This is a genomic window from Kitasatospora cathayae, assembly GCF_027627435.1.
Taxonomy (GTDB): Bacteria; Actinomycetota; Actinomycetes; order Streptomycetales; family Streptomycetaceae; genus Kitasatospora; species Kitasatospora cathayae.
The window spans coordinates 7,795,294-7,812,066 of the sequence record NZ_CP115450.1 but is presented as its reverse complement, the minus strand read 5'-3'; the positions used below and the strand labels follow the sequence as shown (position 1 = coordinate 7,812,066).

At 72.9% G+C, this 16,773-nt stretch carries 14 protein-coding genes; 4 read left to right on the top strand and 10 right to left on the bottom strand.

From position 1 onward, the window contains the following. Positions 1–32 precede the first annotated feature (32 nt). The 4 genes from O1G21_RS34790 to O1G21_RS34775 all read right to left on the bottom strand — a co-directional run bounded on the left by O1G21_RS34790 (position 33) and on the right by O1G21_RS34775 (position 3,322). Positions 33–854 (bottom strand): class I SAM-dependent methyltransferase, encoded by an 822-nt coding sequence (locus O1G21_RS34790; protein WP_270149363.1) that lies wholly within the window; start codon positions 852–854, stop codon positions 33–35. Then, a complete protein-coding gene (locus tag O1G21_RS34785; RefSeq protein WP_405000755.1) occupies positions 851–1,171 on the bottom strand; it encodes a hypothetical protein in 321 nt (106 codons plus the stop codon). Before O1G21_RS34785 ends, O1G21_RS34790 begins: the two co-directional genes overlap by 4 nt. Before the next feature lie 331 nt (positions 1,172–1,502). Beyond that, complete coding sequence (locus O1G21_RS34780; RefSeq protein ID WP_270151422.1) at positions 1,503–2,297, bottom strand: spermidine synthase; 795 nt, start codon at positions 2,295–2,297, stop codon at positions 1,503–1,505. 53 nt (positions 2,298–2,350) lie between these two features. Continuing rightward, positions 2,351–3,322 carry an alpha/beta hydrolase gene (locus tag O1G21_RS34775; RefSeq protein WP_270149361.1) on the bottom strand — a complete coding sequence of 324 codons (972 nt, stop codon included), beginning with the start codon at positions 3,320–3,322 and terminating at the stop codon, positions 2,351–2,353. Positions 3,323–3,568: 246 nt separating this feature from the next. Here O1G21_RS34775 and O1G21_RS34770 point away from each other — a divergent pair, with 246 nt between their 5' ends. Next, positions 3,569–4,957, top strand: coding sequence for a selenium-binding protein SBP56-related protein (locus O1G21_RS34770; protein WP_270149359.1), 1,389 nt, complete (start codon positions 3,569–3,571; stop codon positions 4,955–4,957). 38 nt (positions 4,958–4,995) lie between these two features. Here O1G21_RS34770 and O1G21_RS34765 read toward each other — a convergent pair whose 3' ends face one another. From O1G21_RS34765 to O1G21_RS34750, 4 genes are all read right to left on the bottom strand, one after another. Further along, positions 4,996–6,240: a globin domain-containing protein gene (locus O1G21_RS34765; protein ID WP_270149357.1), complete on the bottom strand. Its 1,245-nt coding sequence runs from the start codon at positions 6,238–6,240 to the stop codon at positions 4,996–4,998. A 187-nt stretch (positions 6,241–6,427) separates the two neighbouring features. Continuing rightward, complete coding sequence (locus O1G21_RS34760; RefSeq protein WP_333493526.1) at positions 6,428–7,018, bottom strand: DUF6114 domain-containing protein; 591 nt, start codon at positions 7,016–7,018, stop codon at positions 6,428–6,430. A 2-nt stretch (positions 7,019–7,020) separates the two neighbouring features. Beyond that, positions 7,021–7,674, bottom strand: coding sequence for a DUF6230 family protein (locus tag O1G21_RS34755; protein WP_270149355.1), 654 nt, complete (start codon positions 7,672–7,674; stop codon positions 7,021–7,023). Positions 7,675–7,814: 140 nt separating this feature from the next. Further along, entirely contained in the window at positions 7,815–8,567 is a 753-nt protein-coding gene (locus O1G21_RS34750; RefSeq protein ID WP_270149354.1) for a TetR/AcrR family transcriptional regulator, read from the bottom strand. 281 nt (positions 8,568–8,848) lie between these two features. Here O1G21_RS34750 and O1G21_RS34745 point away from each other — a divergent pair, with 281 nt between their 5' ends. The 3 genes from O1G21_RS34745 (at position 8,849) to O1G21_RS34735 (ending at position 12,009) form a co-directional block, all read left to right on the top strand. Continuing rightward, entirely contained in the window at positions 8,849–9,517 is a 669-nt protein-coding gene (locus O1G21_RS34745) for a Tat pathway signal sequence domain protein (protein ID WP_270149353.1), read from the top strand. Positions 9,518–9,697: 180 nt separating this feature from the next. Then, positions 9,698–10,588 (top strand): AAA family ATPase, encoded by an 891-nt coding sequence (locus tag O1G21_RS34740; protein ID WP_270149350.1) that lies wholly within the window; start codon positions 9,698–9,700, stop codon positions 10,586–10,588. After that, positions 10,585–12,009 carry a vWA domain-containing protein gene (locus O1G21_RS34735; protein ID WP_270149348.1) on the top strand — a complete coding sequence of 475 codons (1,425 nt, stop codon included), beginning with the start codon at positions 10,585–10,587 and terminating at the stop codon, positions 12,007–12,009. The genes O1G21_RS34740 and O1G21_RS34735 overlap by 4 nt, the downstream gene beginning before the upstream one ends. Positions 12,010–12,016: 7 nt before the next feature. On the opposite strand, the gene O1G21_RS34730 is transcribed toward O1G21_RS34735, so the two are convergent. Both O1G21_RS34730 and O1G21_RS34725 read right to left on the bottom strand, forming a co-directional pair. After that, on the bottom strand, positions 12,017–12,985 hold the full coding sequence (locus O1G21_RS34730; protein ID WP_270149346.1) for an alpha/beta fold hydrolase: 969 nt from the start codon (positions 12,983–12,985) through the stop codon (positions 12,017–12,019). 168 nt (positions 12,986–13,153) lie between these two features. Beyond that, positions 13,154–16,639 carry a S8 family serine peptidase gene (locus O1G21_RS34725; RefSeq protein WP_270149343.1) on the bottom strand — a complete coding sequence of 1,162 codons (3,486 nt, stop codon included), beginning with the start codon at positions 16,637–16,639 and terminating at the stop codon, positions 13,154–13,156. Positions 16,640–16,773 lie beyond the last annotated feature (134 nt).

The following is a 16,773-nucleotide window of genomic DNA, read 5'->3' as shown; positions in this document are numbered from 1 at the left end:
GCGCCAATGGTTCCAGCCCGACCAGCCTTTCTTCAAGATTGGGCAAAACGCAGTGCGACCACCGACGGCCTCTGCTTGATCCACCGCGCCAACGGCAGCACGACCCGCACCAGCCCGCGTCCGCCCTCCGGGTACACCTCCCGCACACCCGTGACCGCCGGATGCGCCCCCGCCAGCTTGCCGAGCTCGTCCGCGTCCATGCCGAACGGCATCGGCGGCGCCGTGTAGTGCCGGTCCCGCAGCTTCCCCGCGACGGCCCGCCGGCTGAACCAGCGCGGCACCGCGTCCAGCACCAGCGCCCCGCCCGGGAAGCGCTCCGCGCAGGCCGCGATCAGCTCCCGGACCTCGGTCGGACGCAGGTACATCAGCAGCCCCTCGGTGCTGATCAGCACGCCGCGCTCCGGGTCCGGGTCCACCTCGTCCATCCAGCGGTGGTCGGTCGCCGAACAGGCGAGGATCCGGCGCCGCCCGTCCGGCGGCAGCAGCCGCTCCCGCAGCCGCGCGGTCTCCGGCAGGTCCACCGACAACCAGCTCGCCCGCCCGTTGTCCACCCGCCAGGACTGCGTCTCCAGCCCGTCCCCGAGCCCGACCACCGTGCCCCGCGGGTGCCGGCCCAGGAAGTCCGCCACCTCCCGGTCGAAGCACGCCGCCCGCAACGCCTGCAACTGGCTCACCAGCGCCACCTCGCCGAACCGCTCCGCGAACGGGTAGTCGATCCGCTCCACCAGCTCGACCGCCACGGGATCGTGCAGCACCGCGTCCGGCCGCCGCGCCTCCACCGCCCGGTGCCACAGCGTCCACAACGCCGTCTCCGGCACCCGCTCCAACTCCGGCCGTTCCCCGCCGCCGCTCATATCGACTCCTCCGTGGACAGCCCCGGCATGAACCCGCCGATTCTGACACCCACCCCGCACGCCCGTTCCCCCCGACGCGCCGTTCCCCACTGCGGTCCGGCCGTGCCGGCGGAGGCTCCGGAGGGGCGGGTGACGGCCCGGGCCGCCTCGATCATCCGGTGGATCCCGTCCAGCGCGGCCTCCCGATCGGACGCCTCCCGGGCGAGCGAGTAGGCGTCGATCACGAACCTCGCGATCGCCCGGCCCACCGTCGTGGTCAGCGAGAGGTCGGGATCGGCGGCGATGGCGGTTGCCGGCGACTCCCCGGGCCGCGCCACTCCCCAACCGTCAGCCTCCCGGCGGCTCAATTCACCAGAAGTCGGCCACACCGACTTCTCGTGCCAGCCCGGCGATCCTGCCGGACGCAGCGATGGCCTGGGCCGGTCCGTTGGGATGGCGGTGGGTGGCCTCCGGGCTTCCTGGCGACCGCTGCGGGACCGTGCGGATCAGCGGACGGCCGGGGTTACGGGGGCGGTTGCGACGGTGGGGGTTGGGGTGGTGTGGCGGATGGACGGGAGGGTGAGCAAGGCGATGGCGGCGCCGGCGAGCGGTACGGCGGTGGGGCCGAGGACTGAGAGGGCGAGGCCGCCGAGGGCGCCGCCGCCCGCCTCAGCCGATGCTGAAGGCGCCGTCCGGCGGGGGCGGGGAGTCGGTGGCGTCCGCGTCCGTGACCGGGGCGGTCCGGCCGACCAGGGCGGCCAGTTCCTCGCCCTCGGTGAGCCGGGCCGGGAAGATGTCGCCCGCCAGCACCCTGGTCAGTTCCGCCGTCGGCAGCGGCACCGTCGAGCCGGCCAGCAGGATGTTGCCGTACCGCCGGCCCCGCAGCACCGGGGCCTCCGCGACCAGGCAGACGTACGGGAACACCGCCCGCACCGTCGCCGCCTGGGCCCTGGCGAAGGCCAGCGGCGGGCCGTCCGCCAGGTTGGCGGCGTAGCAGCCGCCGGGGCGCAGCGCGGTCGCGGCCAGCCGCAGGAACTCCACCGAGGTGAGGTGGGCCGGGGTGCGGGAGCCGTGGAAGACGTCCGCGATCACCAGGTCCTGCGAGCCGGCCGGGGTCGCGGCCAGCGCCGCCCGGGCGTCGCCGACCGTCGCGGTGATGTCCGCGCCGGGGCCCTGCCAGGGCAGGTGCTCGGCGACCAGGTCGAGCAGCGGCCCGTCCACGTCCACCACCCGCTGCCGCGAGCCCGGCCGGGTGGCGGCCAGGTAGCGCGGCATGGTGAGCGCGCCGCCGCCCAGGTGCAGCACGTCCAGCGGACGGCCGGCGGGGGCGAGGGCGTCGGCGAGGTGGCCGAGCCTGCGGGTGTACTCGAACTCCAGGTGGGTCGGGTCGGCGAGGTCGACGTACGACTGCGGGGTGCCGTCCAGGGTGAGCAGCCAGCAGCCGTCGCGGTCGATGTCCGGCATCAGCTTGGCGAAGCCGAGGTCGGTGTTCCGGCCGACCGGCACCGGCTCGTCCGTCACGCGTTCTCTCCCACCGGCCGCACGTCCAGGTGTGCGGCGAGCCAGTGGTCCAGCTCGGCGAACACCTCGGTGCGGGCCGCCTCGCCGGAGAGCACCAGGTCGTGCATGCCACCCTCGATCCGCACGATCGTGACGTGCCGGCCCAGCCTCGGCCCCTGTGCGGCGATGTCGTCGGCCCGCAGCACGGCGTCGGCGTGGTGCAGGGCGTTGTGCCACTTGGTGGTGGAGATGGACCTCGTCGAGGCCATCAGCAGCACCGGTACGTCGATGCCCAGCCCGTAGCGCAGCCGGCGGTGCCCCTGGTGGATCGCGGCCAGCCAGCCCGCGTACAGCGGGAAGCCCTCGGCGGGCTTGAGCCTGAGGTCGAAGTCCCACTCGCCCTTGTGGTCCCGGTGCAGGCTGTGGGTGTAGTGGGGGTTGAGCGAGGAGGGCAGGATCCGGGTCGGCTTCAGCCGCCCGAGCGCCGTCACCACCGGCCCGCCGGCGGTGCGCACGGCCGCCCCGGCGGGCATCGACAGGAACGGACTGTTCAGGAACAGCCCGTCCACCACCCCGCGCCCGGCCCGGCGGCCCGCCCACAGGGCGCCGACCAGACCACCGGTGGAGTGCCCGTTCAGCAGCAGCTGCCGGTGGCCGTCGACCTCCCGGATGATCCGGACCGCCTCGTCGATCTCCTCGTCGTACTCGGCGAGGTCCCGGACGAAGTTCGGCGACTGGTGCGATCGCAGCGAGCGCCCGTACTTGCGCAGGTCCAGGGCGTAGAACGAGAACCCGAGCGCGGCGTAGTGATCGGCCAGGTTGGTCTGGAAGAAGTAGTCGTTGTAGCCGTGGATGTACAGCACGGCCCGCTCGGCCCCCGGCACCAGCCGCCGCACCAGGGTCGCGCACACCGCCCCCTCGCCGTCCGGCCGCAGCTCCAGCTCCGCCGCCTCGTAGGGGGCACCCAGGATGTCTTCCCGAAACTCCATCTGCCGCCGCACCCGTCCCTCTGCTCCGCCCGCCGCCACGGCGGGTGACCACCCGTTCCGCCCCCGACCATACCCGCCGGTAGCGACGCGCCGCGCGGCGGCGCCCGCTGGCCATGACCGGGGCGTCTGTCGTGCCCCTGACCAGGGTATCCGTGCGCGCCTCCCGGGCGCTTCTCGTGCGCCTGCTGTGCGCCGGTGGTCGTGTGGAACGCTGCCCGGACGAACACGGCGAGTTGGGGAGAACAGATGGATTCATCGCTCTACCGGTCGGCCGCCGAGGCGATCGCGGCGCCGCCGGAGACCTTGGCGTACGTGGCCGGGTTCGACCGGGCGGGGGAACGGCCGGACGCCTTGCTCACCGTCGACACCGACCCGGCGTCGGCGAGCTACGGGAAGGTGCTCAACTTCGCCGAACTGCCGACCCTCGGCGATGAGTTGCACCACTTCGGGTGGAACGCCTGCTCGAGCGCCCTGGCGCACGCCTGCCACCAGAACCCGGAGCGGCGGTTCCTGCTGCTGCCGGGGCTGCGCTCCTCGCGGCTGCACGTGATGGACACCCAGCCAAACCCGGTCCGGCCCCGGCTGGTCAAGACGATCGAGGCCAAGGAGCTTGCGGTGAGAGCGGGTTACTCGCGGCCGCACACCCTGCACTGCGGCCCGGACGGCGTCTTCCTGTCCTGCCTCGGGTCGGCGGACGGCGGCGACGGACCCGGCGGGGTGGCGCTGCTGGACCACACCACCTTCGAGGTGCTGCGCCCCTGGGAGACGGAACGCGGGCCGCAGCACTTCGCCTACGACGTCTGGTGGCACCTCGGCACGAACGTCGGGGTGACCAGCGAGTGGGGCACCCCGTGGATGGTCGAGGACGGGGTGCTGCCCGAGCAGCTGCTCGGCCGCAAGTACGGGCACGCGCTGCACTTCTGGGAGTTGGGCACCGGGCGGCACCTCCAGCGGGTCGACCTCGGGGACCAGTACCAGATGGTGCTGGAGCTGCGCCCGGCGCACGACCCGCAGGCGGAGTGGGGGTTCGCCGGTGTGGTGGTGAACGTCGAGGACCTCTCCTCCTCGGTGTGGCTGTGGTACCGGGAGGGCCCGGCGTTCACCGCGCGCAAGGTGATCGAGATCCCGGCCGAGCCGGCCTCGCCCGGTGAACTGCCGCCCGCACTACGGCCGTTCGGGGCGGTGCCACCGCTGGTGACGGACATCAACCTGTCGGTGGACGACCGCTGGCTGTACGTCTCGGCCTGGGGCACCGGCGAACTGTTCCAGTACGACGTCTCCGACCCGTTCCACCCCCGGCTGGCCTCCTCGGTGCGCCTGGGCGGGGTCGCCGCCCGGACCCCGCACCCGGCCGAGCCGGGGCGGCCGCTGAACGGGGCGCCCCAGATGGTGGAGATCAGCCGGGACGGGCGGCGGCTCTACCTCACCAACTCCCTCTACGGCGCCTGGGACGACCAGTTCTACCCGGACGGCATCGACCCGTGGCTGGTCAAGCTGGACGCCGATCCGGTCAAGGGCGGCCTGAGCATCGACGAGCGCTTCTTCCCGCACGGCGCCGACTTCCGGGGCCTGCGCGTCCACCAGACCCACCTGGCGGGCGGGGACGCCTCCTCGGACTCCTACTGCTACCGGTGACGTGCTGCCGGCAGCGTGCCATCGGTAGCGAAGAGGGGCTACCGGGAGAGCAGCTGGTCGAACCGGATCCGCGCCAACGGCAGGCCTGCCGACAGCAGTTCGGCGTGCATCGAGGCGACCATCCCGGTCGGGCCGGTCAAGCAGGCCTGGTGCTCGCGCCAGTCGCCGGCGGCGATGACGGCGTCGGCGAGGCGGCCGGACGTCACCGGGGTGAGGGACAACCAGGTTTTGTGCAGGACGAGTTGGGAGAGTGACTGCCAGTCGTAGAGGTCGGCCCGGTCGCGGGCGCCGACGAAGAGGTGGACGCGGCGGCCCGGTGGTCGGTGCAGGGCCTGCTGTTCGATGATCGCCTTCATCGGGGCGAGTCCGGTGCCGCCCGCGACCAGCAGCAGGTCGCGGGAGTCGCCGTCGGGCAGCAGGCTGCCGCGCGGCGGGCCGAGGCGCAGCCGGTCGCCGACGGCGGTGCGCTCGACCAGGGCCGCGCTGACGCCGTCGGGGCCGGTGCGGCGGACGTGGAACTCCAGCTCGTTGTCGCCGCGCGGGGCGCAGCCCATCGAGTACTGCCGCCAGGTGTGCGGCAGCGCCGGGTGTTCGACGGTGCCGTACTGCCCGGCCCGGTAGGGGTACGGCTCGCCGGTGCGCACCCGTAGCACGGCGAGGTCGGGGCGGCGGCGCTCGTGGCCGGTCACCACGGCGTGCCAGTACGGGGGTTCGGTGAGCGCGGCGTCGGCGCCGGCGACCATCGCGCCGACGGCGAAGCGCAGCATCCGCACCCAGGCGGCTTCGAGGTCCTCGGTCCAGTGCTCGCCGGCCCGGTGCCGGAGGGCGGCGCAGAGGGCTTCCTCGAAGGCCTCGTAGTGAATCGGCCGGACGCCCAGTTTCCGGTGGTCACGGCCGAGTTGGCGGAGCATCCGGTCCAGGTCGGCGGGCTGGTGCAGGTGGTCGATCAGGTGCTGGAAGACGCGTTCGAGGTGGGCCTGCTGGAACTCCATGGAGGCGGGGAAGAGCGGGCGCAGGTACGGGCGGCGGCGGAACATGACCTCGTACAGCTGGTCGATCAGCTCGGGGAGCGGGGCGACCAGGTCGAGGTCGCGCCGGATCAGCTGCTGGTCCCCGGCGCCGTCGTAGCCCTCGCAGCCGCCGTACCCGAGGTCGGGGGCGGGCCCCGCCCCCGACGGCGCGGCGGGGGCGAGGAGTTGGCGCCGCAGTCGCATCGCGTGGTGGCGGGCGATCAGGCGGTCGTACTCGGCGGTGGCGATGGCGTTCCGGCTGCTGTTGTCCATGACCGGACCAGTCAACTGCCGCCCGCCGAAGGCGAGAAGGGCCGGTGGCCCCGGACGCACCCGGGACCATCGACCCTCCGTGTCGTACGGGCAGGCAGGCGGAACGCCCCGTACGACCGGTGTTCTCCCACCACCGGTCGTGCGGGGCGCCGCCGATGACTCCCGGCGAAGCGAGCCTCCCCTGCCCTCAGACCCCGGCCCGCGCCGCCCGGCGCTGCGCGCGCCGGTCCTCCCGCCGCTGCCGCCCACGGCGCAGCGGCTGGTCGGGCAGCCACCCGAAGGTCAGGCAGGAGCCCACCACCCCGAGCAGCATCCCGATCAGGAAGCCGCCCAGGTTGGAGGTCACCCAGCTGGCCAGCGAGGCGAGCACGGCGAGGATGGAGTAGAACAGCCGCTGCGCCGGGTTGAACAGGATCAGCAGGCCGCACAGCACCATCACCACCGGCACCAGGTACCCGGCGAGGCCCACCAGCGAGATGTGCAGGAGCAGGGGCAGCGGGGCCCACAGCGTGAACAGCATCTCGGCGCCGCCGAGCGTCACCAGCAGCCCGCCCCAGAACGGCCGCCTGCCCCGCCAGTCGCGCTTGACCCGGCCCGCGGGGCTCGCGGGCGCAGCGGTCGGAGCGGACGCTTCGGACGCAGCGGGAGCTGCGGCGGGGTCGACGGCGGGGGCGGTGGCCGCGGCGGGGGTGGCGGCCGTCCCCTGGGCCGCCACCGCCTCGGTCCGGGCCGCGGCGCCCTCGCCGGTCACGGCCGGCTCCGGTACGGACTCCGACATGTTCAGCAGCCCTTGGAGCTGAAGCTCAGCCGCAGGTTGGGCAGTTTGAACCCGACGGCGGTGCTCGCGTAGTTGTGCTGGTTGAGGTGGGTCAGCTGGACGTGGTCGGCCTGCTGGCCGAAGACGCCCTTGCCGCCCTTGCCGATGTCGCCGGCCTTGTCGAAGGTGCTGGCGTCGCGGCCGATCTCGATGTTCTTGAACTCCGCGTCGCCGGACAACAGATCGGAGTCGGTGGTGAGGTCGGAGGCGGTCACCGGGGTGCCGCTGTCGCCCGCGCGGATCAGCAGGTTGACGCCACCGAGGTCGACGCTCTGGCACAGGTTGGTGATCTCGGCGGTCTTGATCGCCGACACCGCGACCAGCACCTGCCCGCCGGTGTGGCCCTGGTTGGGGCTGCCGGGGATCATGTGGTCCAACGAGCCGAACTGGGCGAAGCCGTCGCCCTCCAGCTTGTCGGCGGTGATGGTGAACGGCATGCCGGAGATGGAGAACTGCGCGGCGAGCACGCCCTGGGCGGTGAGGGTCATCAGGATGCCCCCGACCGCGATGGCCGGTACGGCCATCAGGGCGGAGCGCTTCATCCGGACCCGGCCTCTTCTGGTTCCGGTCGGTGTCGGGGTTTCCGCCGCGGCGGCGGCGTCCTCGGACATGGCCATGTGTGCTCCCTGTGGATGGAAACGGGTGTGCAGGCACTGGCACGTTGCCCTGGCGCGGACAGCGTTGCGCGTCCCGACCGGGCCCTCGGCCGCTGGGCGGCGGAGCGGGTCCGGTCTGGGCGCGATGAGTAACTGGGAAGCTACTGCCCGGTAGTGGCCGGGTCAATACGGGTGCACGAAGGATCTTCACCAGTTCTCGACCCGAGCCGCCGGTCCGCCTCGGCCGGGCCGAGGAAGGGAGCGAGGCAGAACATGCTCAACACCGGGAGCAGTTCCGTCAGTTGATCGGTGCGGCCGGAGGCGATCCGCCGGTAGACCGCGCTGTAGACGCCACCCACCACCGCGTCCACCATCTCCTGCACCCCGACGCCGCCCGGGAGTTGGGGCACCTCGGCGAAGAACGCCCGGAATCTGGTGAGGAGTTGATCGCGCTCGCGCCGACCGGCCGGCCCGACCGCCTCGATCTCGATCACCGCCATGGTCGCGAAGGACGGTGTCCCGGCGAGGAGTTGCAGCATCGCCCCGAGCGCCTCCCGGATCCCGGCACACCAGTCGGATTCGGCCGCGAAGGCCGCCGCCATCCGCCGGATCACCACCCCGGTGCCGTGCCGGTGCGCGGCCAGGAAGGCGTCCTCCTTGCCGCTGAACAGCTCGTAGAAGACCGGCCTGGTCACCCCCGCCGCCCGGCAGATGTCGCTCACCGTCGCGCGCTGGTAGCCGCGTTCGGCCACCGTCCGGACCAGACCGTCCAACAGCCGCTCGCGCTGGGTCGCGGCGACCACTCCGGCGGGCTGCCGGCGCGGGCCCGGCTTGATCGACCTGGCCGGATCCCGCCCGGTCCGGGCACCCGGCAACAGGATCAGGTCGGCACTCCTCGGGTACTTGGGATCCATCACCAACTCCTGTGTCCTGTATTGACTTTGAAGCAACACCCGGTTTACAAAACTGCCAGGTTTCCAACCGGTTGGTGCCGCAGGCCGCCGCCGGCCGAACCCAACACCGCCGCACTGCACGCAACACCGCCGTACCGCACGAGCGGGCCCGTGGCGCCGGGCCCGCCCCGACCCGCGGTCCGCCGGAGCTCCGGCACGCCATGCACCTCCCCCGCCGTGCCCACCACCACACCCGCACGCGGGGATCCCCCACCCGTCCCCGGACGGAGAGAGGCACCCTCATGCGCATCCGTCGCACGCTCGCAGCCGCATCCCTCGCCGCCATCGCCCTCACCGGCGCCGCCGTGGCACCCGCCCAGGCCGACGCCGCCGCCGTCATGACCCAGGGCAGCGCAAGCGGCCCGGCCATCGCCGTCGGCGACACCCTGGTCGCCAACCTGGCCTCCGGCACCGCCGCCACCTTCACCGACGGCCCTGGCAGCACCAACGGCGTCAGCTGTGCCAACTCCTCCTTCTCCGCCACCGTGACGTCCAACCCGGCCGCCCCCGGCAGCGCGACCGAGCAGCTCAACAGCCAGTCCTTCGACTCCTGCACCTCCAGCGTCATGGGCGTCATGAGCGTGCAGAGCGTCACCGCCACCAGCCTGCCGTACACCAACACGGTCACCTCCGGCTCCGGCAACGTCTCGCTCAACGGCACCAGCGCCGGCCCGGTGGGCATCACGGTGGTCCTCAACACCCTGCTGGGCACCATCAACTGCGTCTACCAGAGCCCCAACGGCATCACCGGCACCACCTCGAACAGCAACAGCTCCATCAGCTTCACCGACCAGCCGGCCACCCTGGTCGACGGCCCCGGCCTGTGCTTCTCCACCGGCTACTTCAGCGCCACCTACGGCCCGGTCACCGACAGCTCGGCCGCCGGCAACCCGGTCCTGTACGTCAACTGACACCACCGGGCCAGCAGCACGCACGCGCGGCGTGCGACCCCCCGGGCCGTACGCCGCTCAACCGCGCGAGTCCGCGCGTGCCCACCCCCAGCGACCAGCAGACAGGCAGGTGACCGGCCGGTAGGGTGGCGCCGCACGGGCCCGAAGGAACGGGCCACGAACCGGAACGGGGCGGGTCAGATGGCCAGCGGCAGCAGCGGCAACGGCGACGGCACGGGCTTCTTCACCTCGGTGGCGGACACCGCCGAACGGCTCGCCACGACCGGCTACCTCGCCTCCACCGCCGTGGCCACCACCGTCTTCCTGGCCGACCGGCTCGGCAAGCCGCTGCTGGTCGAGGGCCCCGCCGGAGTCGGCAAGACCGAACTCGCCAAGGCCGTCGCCGAACTGGGCCGCGCCCGGCTGGTGCGGCTGCAGTGCTACGAGGGCATCGACGAGGCCCGCGCGCTCTACGAGTGGAACCACGCCAAGCAGCTGCTGCGGATCACCGCCGGCCGCGACGAGGGCTGGGACCAGGCCCGCGGCGACATCTTCGGCGAGGAGTTCCTGCTCACCCGCCCGCTGCTCACCGCCATCCGCGGCGAGGAGCCCACGGTGCTGCTGATCGACGAGATGGACAAGGCCGACGTCGAGGTGGAGGCGCTGCTGCTGGAGGTGCTCAGCGACTTCCAGGTGACCGTCCCCGAGCTCGGCACCATCACCGCCAGCCGCCGCCCCTTCGTAGTGCTCACCTCCAACGCCACCCGTGAGCTCTCCGAGGCGCTGCGCCGCCGCTGCCTCTTCCTCCACCTCGACTACCCGGACGCCGAGTTGGAGCGGCGGATCGTCCGGCTCAAAGTGCCCGGCCTGGACGACACCCTGGCCGCCTCGCTGGTCCGGGTGGTCGGCGCGCTGCGCACGATGGAACTGCGCAAGGCGCCGTCCGTCGCCGAGACCATCGACTGGGCCCGCACCCTGCTGGCGCTCGGCGCCGACAGCCTGGACGAGACGGTCGTCCGGGACACCCTCGGGGTGGTCCTCAAGCACCAGGACGACGTCCGCAAGGCCGCCCAGAAGCTCACCCTCGCGTGACCACCCCACCAGCAGCCGACACCGCCGCCCGGCTGACCGGCCTGGTCCGCGCCCTGCGCGGGCACGGCCTGCGGATCGGCCCGGCCGAGACGGTGGACGCCGCCGCCGTGCTCGACGTGCTCGGCTTCACCGACCGCGAGCAGATGCGGGCCGGGCTGGCCGCCGCCCTGCTGCGCTCGGACGGCCAGCGGACGGTCTTCGACGCCGCCTTCGACCTGTTCTTCCCGCTCGGCGTCGGCACCCCCGAGGCCCTGCGCGCCGACCCGCCGTCGCTGCCGGACGAGACCGAGCCGCCCCGCTTCGGCCGCCCCGACCCGCTGCGCGACCGGCTGCGCGAGCGCCTCGCCGACGCCCTGGCCGCCGACGACCGGGCCGCCCAGGCCCGGCTGGCCGCCGAGGTGGTCGAGGCCTTCGGCCGGTACGGCACCGGCAGCGCCCCCGGCTCGGACGGCTGGTCCGCCCACCAGGCGCTCGGCCGCCTCTCCCCCGAGACCCTGCTCGCCCGGATCCTCGCCGCCCTGCGCCAGGAGAGCCCGGCGGACCTCTCCGACCGCGTCCTCGCAGACGAGATCCGCCGCCGGATCCGGGACTTCCGCGCCCAGGTCAGCGGCGAGGCCCGCCGCCGGGTCGCCGAACTGCGCGGCGCCGAACGGATCGCGGAGCGCGCCGTCGCCCCCACCGCCGACCGGATCGACTTCCTGTCCGCCGGCCGCGAGCAGCTCGCCGAACTGCGCCGCACCGTCCACCCGCTGGCCCGCAAACTCGCCACCCGACTGGCCGCCCGGCGCCGCCGAGCCGCCCGCGGCCGGATCGACCTGCGCCGCACCCTGCGCCGCTCGCTCACCACCGGCGGGGTGCCGCTGCGCCCGGCCTACCGGCTGCGCCGCCCGGCCCGGCCGGAGCTGGTGCTGCTGTGCGACGTGTCCGGCTCGGTGGCGGGCTTCGCCGACTTCACCATGCTGCTGGTGCAGGCGATGGCCGAACAGTTCAGCAAGGTACGGGTGTTCGCCTTCGTCAACCGCACCGCCGAGGTCACCGACCTGCTGCGGCGCGGCCAGGACGACCCGGCCCGGCTCGCCGCCCGCATCCTCGCCGAGGCCAAGGTGATGGGCTACCACGGCAACAGCGACTACGGCTCCGCCCTCGGCGAGTTCGCCGAGCGCCACCTGGACGCCGTCGGCCCGCGCACCTGCGTGCTCGTCCTCGGCGACGCCCGCAACAACCACCGCGACCCCAACCTGGACGCACTGCGCCGGATCGCCGGCCGGGCCCGGCGGGTGTTCTGGCTCAACCCCGAACAGCCCGCCCTCTGGTCGACCGGCGACTCCGCCGCCCCGGCGTACGCGGACGTCGTGGAGATGCACTCCTGCCGCAACGCCCGCCGCCTCGGCGAGCTGATCGCCCGCCTGCTGCCGGTGTAGTGCGTGCCTAGTCCTCCAGGCTGCTCAGGAAGTCCAGCAGCGCCTCGGTCACCTCGGCCGGGCGCTCCTGCTGGGTCCAGTGCCCGGTCTGCGGCAGCCGGAGGTGCCGGTGCAGCCTGGGCAGCCGGCCCAGCAGGTGGGTCAGCGCCTCCGGCGGGACCATCGCGTTGACCAGGTCCTGCTCGCCCGCGACGTACAGCGCCGGCACCTCGACCGTGATGCCGGTGAAGGCGGCCAGCAGTTCGGCGTTGCGGTCCATGTTGCGGTACCAGTTGAGCCCGCCGGTGAAGGCCCGCTCGCCGTGGGTCGCGTAGTCGGCCGTGAAGGCGTCCAGGTCCGCGTCGGTGAGCCAGTCCGGCAGCTTCTCCGGCTCGGGGACGGTGTCCAGCAGGGCCTTGCCCTCGGGGACGATCCACGGGCGCGGCACGCCGTCCGGCTGGATGCCGCACAGGATGCGGCGCAGGCTGGACCTGACGTCGGCGGCCAGTTCGGCGTCGGCGCGGCCGGGCTGCTGGAAGTAGTTGATGTAGAAGCCCTCGCCGAAGTTCTCCCGGAAGCCCTGCAGCGGCGGCGGCCCGCCGACCGGCAGCGGCGGCACGCTCAGCCCGGCGACCCCGCGCACCAGGTCCGGCCGCAGCGCCGCGGTGGTCCAGGCGACCGGCGCGCCCCAGTCGTGCCCGACGACCACGGCCTGCTCCGCGCCCAGCGCCCCGATCAGCGCGGTCACGTCGCCGACCAGGTGCAGCAGGCTGTACTCGTCCACGTCCTGCGGCTGCGAGCTGCGGGCGTAGCCGCGCTGGTCGGGGGCGACCACCCGGTACCCGGCCGCCGCGAGCGGGGCGAACTGGTGGCGCCAGGAGTACCAGCTCTCCGGGAAGCCGTGCAGCAGCAGGACCAGCGGCCCCTCGCCCCGTTCCGCGAGGTGCAGCCGGACGCCGTTCACCTCGACGTGGCTGTGCTTGATCGCCTCGTTCAACTCCCGCTCCAGAATCGGTCGGTTGGGTCCTTCGAAGTCCTTGCGACCCTCCTGCCCGCTCAACGACCCCGCCACCCCCAGGAGTTCCCCCCGAACCAAGCAGCCGAGGCCGCCCCGGAACTCCGGGACGGCCTCGGCCTCAGGCTTACGCGCTGAGCTGATTGAGCGTCAGTTCACCGTGTAGCTGTAGGGGATCGCCGCGAGCACCGAACCGGTGGTGCCGAGGCTGTTGTTGGCGGTCGGCACGAAGGTCGGGCCGGACACCAGGTAGAGCACACCCTTGACCGTGCTGCCCTTCGGGCCGGTCGGGGTGACGGTCACCTGCAGCGAGCCGGTGGCGCCGGGGGCGACGGTCACCGGGGCGGCGGCCGCGGCCGAGGCGTTGACACCGGAGGCGTACGGGTCACCGGTGCTGGAGGTCAGCGCCGGGTCGAACGCCAGGGTGTGCGCGGTGGCGGTGATGGTGGAGGTGCCGGCCGGCGCGCTGCCGTTGCCGAACGGACCGATCTGCTGGACGAAGGTGCCCCAGGCACCGGGGACGACCGGCTGCTCGGCGCTGCCCTTGGCGGTGGCGACCGAGATGGTCGAGCCGTCCTGGGCCTTCTTCAGGTCACCGAACAGGTCCGGCGAGCCGGTGGTGGCGTTCAGCTCGACCTGCGCCGGCGTCGAGGACGCCGCCACGGCCTTGAGCTGGTCGGTCGCCGGCGGCACCAGGAAGCTCGGCACCGAGGAGGTGAGGCTCAGCGGCAGGTTGACCGAGGCCGAGGCGCCCTGCGGCACCAGCGGCAGGTCGACGCGCTTGTCGAGGCGGCCGTCGGCGGCGATCCGCTGGGTGGCCGCGGTGTTGTTGGTGTAGTTGACCGTGACGGTGACCGGCTTGCCGGCCGCCAGCTTGGTCTTCGCGTCGTTCGGCAGACCGGCCGCGGTGGCCTGGTTCTGGTTGAACGCGATGGTGCCGGTGAAGTCCTGGGCGAGCTGCTGGCCGCTGACCGGGCCGAGCACGTTCAGGACGAACCGCCAGTGGCCCTCGGCCGGGTTGACGGTGGTGGCCGAGACGCCGTTGCCGGTGCCGGTCAGGTTGCCCTGGGCGTCGAACAGCCCGTTGCCCTCGATGTCGATCGGGGTGCCGTTCGGGCTGATCAGCGCGCCCTGCATGAGCAGGTTGGCGTCCTTGGCGACGGTCACGCCGACCCGCAGGTCCTTCTGGCCCTTCGGGACGTCGAAGCCGTAGGTGAAGCTCTGCGTCGGCGAGGAACCGCGGCCGTTGCCACCGGTGATGGTGCCGGTGAAGGTGCCGGTGCCGTTGGTGACCGGGACCAGGCTGCGCAGGATCACCGGAACGCTGGTGGTGTTGCCGTTCGAGCTGGAGACGGTGACCGCCTCGCTCGAGTCGCCACTGGTCGCCGGGGTGGTGAGCTGGACCTTGAGGGTCTTGGTCTCACCCGGCTTGACGTCGGCGCTGTTCGGGCTCACCGCGCCGGCCGGAACCGCGCGCTGGGTGGAGGTGCCGAACTGGACGTCACCGGTGTAACCCTTGCCCGCCGGGGTGTAGAGGACCGCGGTCCACTCACCGGCCACCGGGTGCGGGACGTCGACCAGGCCGAAGTTGGCCGGGGTGGCGCCGCCCTGCGGACGGGTGTTGGTCTCGAAGCGGCCCGACGGGTCGAGCAGCGTCATGCGGACCACGGGACCGTTGGTGACCGGGTTCGGGCCACCGTGCCAGGCGATCGAGGCCGCGAGGCGGTCGGCGCCGGCCGGGACGGTGAACTTGACCTGCTTCTGCACCCAGGTGGCGCCGTTGGTGGCGTACTTGAAGGTGTCGGTGGAGGCCGAGTCCAGCTTGACGGTCTGCTGGTTGTTCGCCAGCGGCGCGAAGCTGCGGGTCGCGGCGCTCACCGTCTGGGTCTCGTCACTGGTGTTGGTGACGGAGATGTCGGCGGTGTGGGTCGAGCCCGGGGTGCCGGAGATGTTCAGCTGGCCGGTGTTGACCACGACGGTCCTGGCACCGTCGGTGCCGTCGCCGTCGTCGTAGCCGCGGGCGGCCTCGACGGCGGCCCGGACGTTCAGCAGACCGGCGCCCTGCTCCTCGGCCGGAACGCCGAGGTCGGTGGCGGTGCCGGTGATGAACTTCTTCACCAGCGCCGGGGACGGCGAGTCGCCGCCGTGGGTGTCGCGGTAGGCCTGGATGACCAGGGCCGCGGCCCCGGTGACGAACGGGGCGGCCTGGCTGGTGCCGCCGAAGGGCTGGATCCCCGAGGGCTTGCCGTTGAAGTCGGTGCACTCGGTGTACTTGGTGGTGTCGGGGGTGCAGAGCGCCCAGTCCGACTCACCCGGGGCCACCAGGTCGACGGTCCGGCCGGCCTGGGTGAAGCCACCCGAGGACAGCGCGGAGATGCGGCTGTTGCTCCAGGTCTTGTTGGAGAACTGGGAGGCCGCGTAACCGGTCTGCTGGTAGTTCTGGTTGTCCGTGGAGGCGCCGACCGCGATCACGTTCGGGTCGGTGGCCGGGGTGCCGATGGTCCCGCTGATGCCCGCGTCACCGGAGGAGACGGAGACCGTGACACCGGCCTTGACGGCCTGGTCGTTGAAGAGCGAGATGGTGTCGTGGGCGCCGCTGTCCGGGGTGACGTTGCCACCGAAGGACTCGTTCAGCACGTCGACATGGGCGACCCGCACCGCGTAGTCGATGGACTGCAGGATCGACGAGTTCGACATCATCTCGCCGCCGGCCTTCAGGGCGACCAGGTCCGCGTCCGGGGCGAGGCCGCGGATGCGGATGTTGCAGCCGGCCGGCAGCGGGTGCGAGGAGTTGACGAACTTCGAGACGTCGTAGGTCTGACGGCCCTGGGCGATGACCGCCGAGGCGTCGCCGAAGGCCTCGGCGGCACCGGTCGGCGCGCCCCAGCCGTCACCGGCGAAGTCCTGGTAGTCGACCACGGCGTGCGAACCGTCGGCCCGGATGAAGTCCGGGTTGTTCGGGTCGAGGCTGTCGGCGATGTAGGCGACCTTGACGCCCTTTCCGGTGGCCAGGTTCTCCACACCGGGGTTGCCGTTGCCGCTGTAGGCGCGCACCGAGTACAGGCCCTCGGGCTCCAGCAGCGGCTTGGCGGGGTCGGAGGGGCAGACCGTGTTGGTCGCGTTCTCCTGGGAGGCCTGGCCGTTGCTGCCCGTAACGGCCTGCGAGGCGCCGTCGGACTTGCCCGACGCGGCGGCCGCGGTGTCCGCCTTCTTGGCGGTGGTCGCGGCGACCGGGGCCACCTGGACCTGGGTGTCCGCCACCACGGCGGCGACCGCCGGGTCGGCCTGCAGCTTGGCGCGCAGGGCCGGGCTGACCGTGGCCGAGAAGGCGTTGCCGACCACGAAGCTCTTGACGTTGGTGCCGCCGTTGGCCTTGACCTTGTCCAGCAGCGGCGCCTGCGAGCTGGCGGTCTTCTGCTGGCGGGCGCCCAGGTGGCCGTGGTCGGCCGGGGCGTCCGCTATCTGGTCCTTCAGGATCACGATCACCGGTGCCGGCGCCCCGTCCGAGGACGCCGCCTGGGCGTTCTGCGGATCCTGGGCCGGAGCTGCGCTCGCGATGGTCCCGAGGCTGAGGACCATGGACGCGGCGGTGACGGTGACGGCGGCTGCTAGCTGGGTCTTGCGCCAGCCGATCAATGGACATCCTTTCGTCTGATGAGACGTCAGGTTGCACGGCTGAGCGTACCCGGATCCTGGTCGGACGCGTGGTTGCTCCGGACCGCGCGTCCCGACAGCGGACGCATTCCAGCGCATCCGCCACGACCGCGACA

Excerpts from the sequence above, each read along its gene's own strand:
- O1G21_RS34790 (WP_270149363.1), bottom strand. The coding sequence starts at position 854 with ATGAGCGGCGGCGGGGAACGGCCGGAGTTGGAGCGGGTGCCGGAGACG.
- O1G21_RS34780 (WP_270151422.1), bottom strand. The coding sequence starts at position 2,297 with ATGCCGGACATCGACCGCGACGGCTGCTGGCTGCTCACCCTGGACGGC.
- O1G21_RS34775 (WP_270149361.1), bottom strand. The coding sequence starts at position 3,322 with ATGGAGTTTCGGGAAGACATCCTGGGTGCCCCCTACGAGGCGGCGGAG.
- O1G21_RS34770 (WP_270149359.1), top strand. The coding sequence starts at position 3,569 with ATGGATTCATCGCTCTACCGGTCGGCCGCCGAGGCGATCGCGGCGCCG.
- O1G21_RS34765 (WP_270149357.1), bottom strand. The coding sequence starts at position 6,240 with ATGGACAACAGCAGCCGGAACGCCATCGCCACCGCCGAGTACGACCGC.
- O1G21_RS34760 (WP_333493526.1), bottom strand. The coding sequence starts at position 7,018 with ATGTCGGAGTCCGTACCGGAGCCGGCCGTGACCGGCGAGGGCGCCGCG.
- O1G21_RS34755 (WP_270149355.1), bottom strand. The coding sequence starts at position 7,674 with ATGGCCATGTCCGAGGACGCCGCCGCCGCGGCGGAAACCCCGACACCG.
- O1G21_RS34750 (WP_270149354.1), bottom strand. The coding sequence starts at position 8,567 with ATGGATCCCAAGTACCCGAGGAGTGCCGACCTGATCCTGTTGCCGGGT.
- O1G21_RS34745 (WP_270149353.1), top strand. The coding sequence starts at position 8,849 with ATGCGCATCCGTCGCACGCTCGCAGCCGCATCCCTCGCCGCCATCGCC.
- O1G21_RS34740 (WP_270149350.1), top strand. The coding sequence starts at position 9,698 with ATGGCCAGCGGCAGCAGCGGCAACGGCGACGGCACGGGCTTCTTCACC.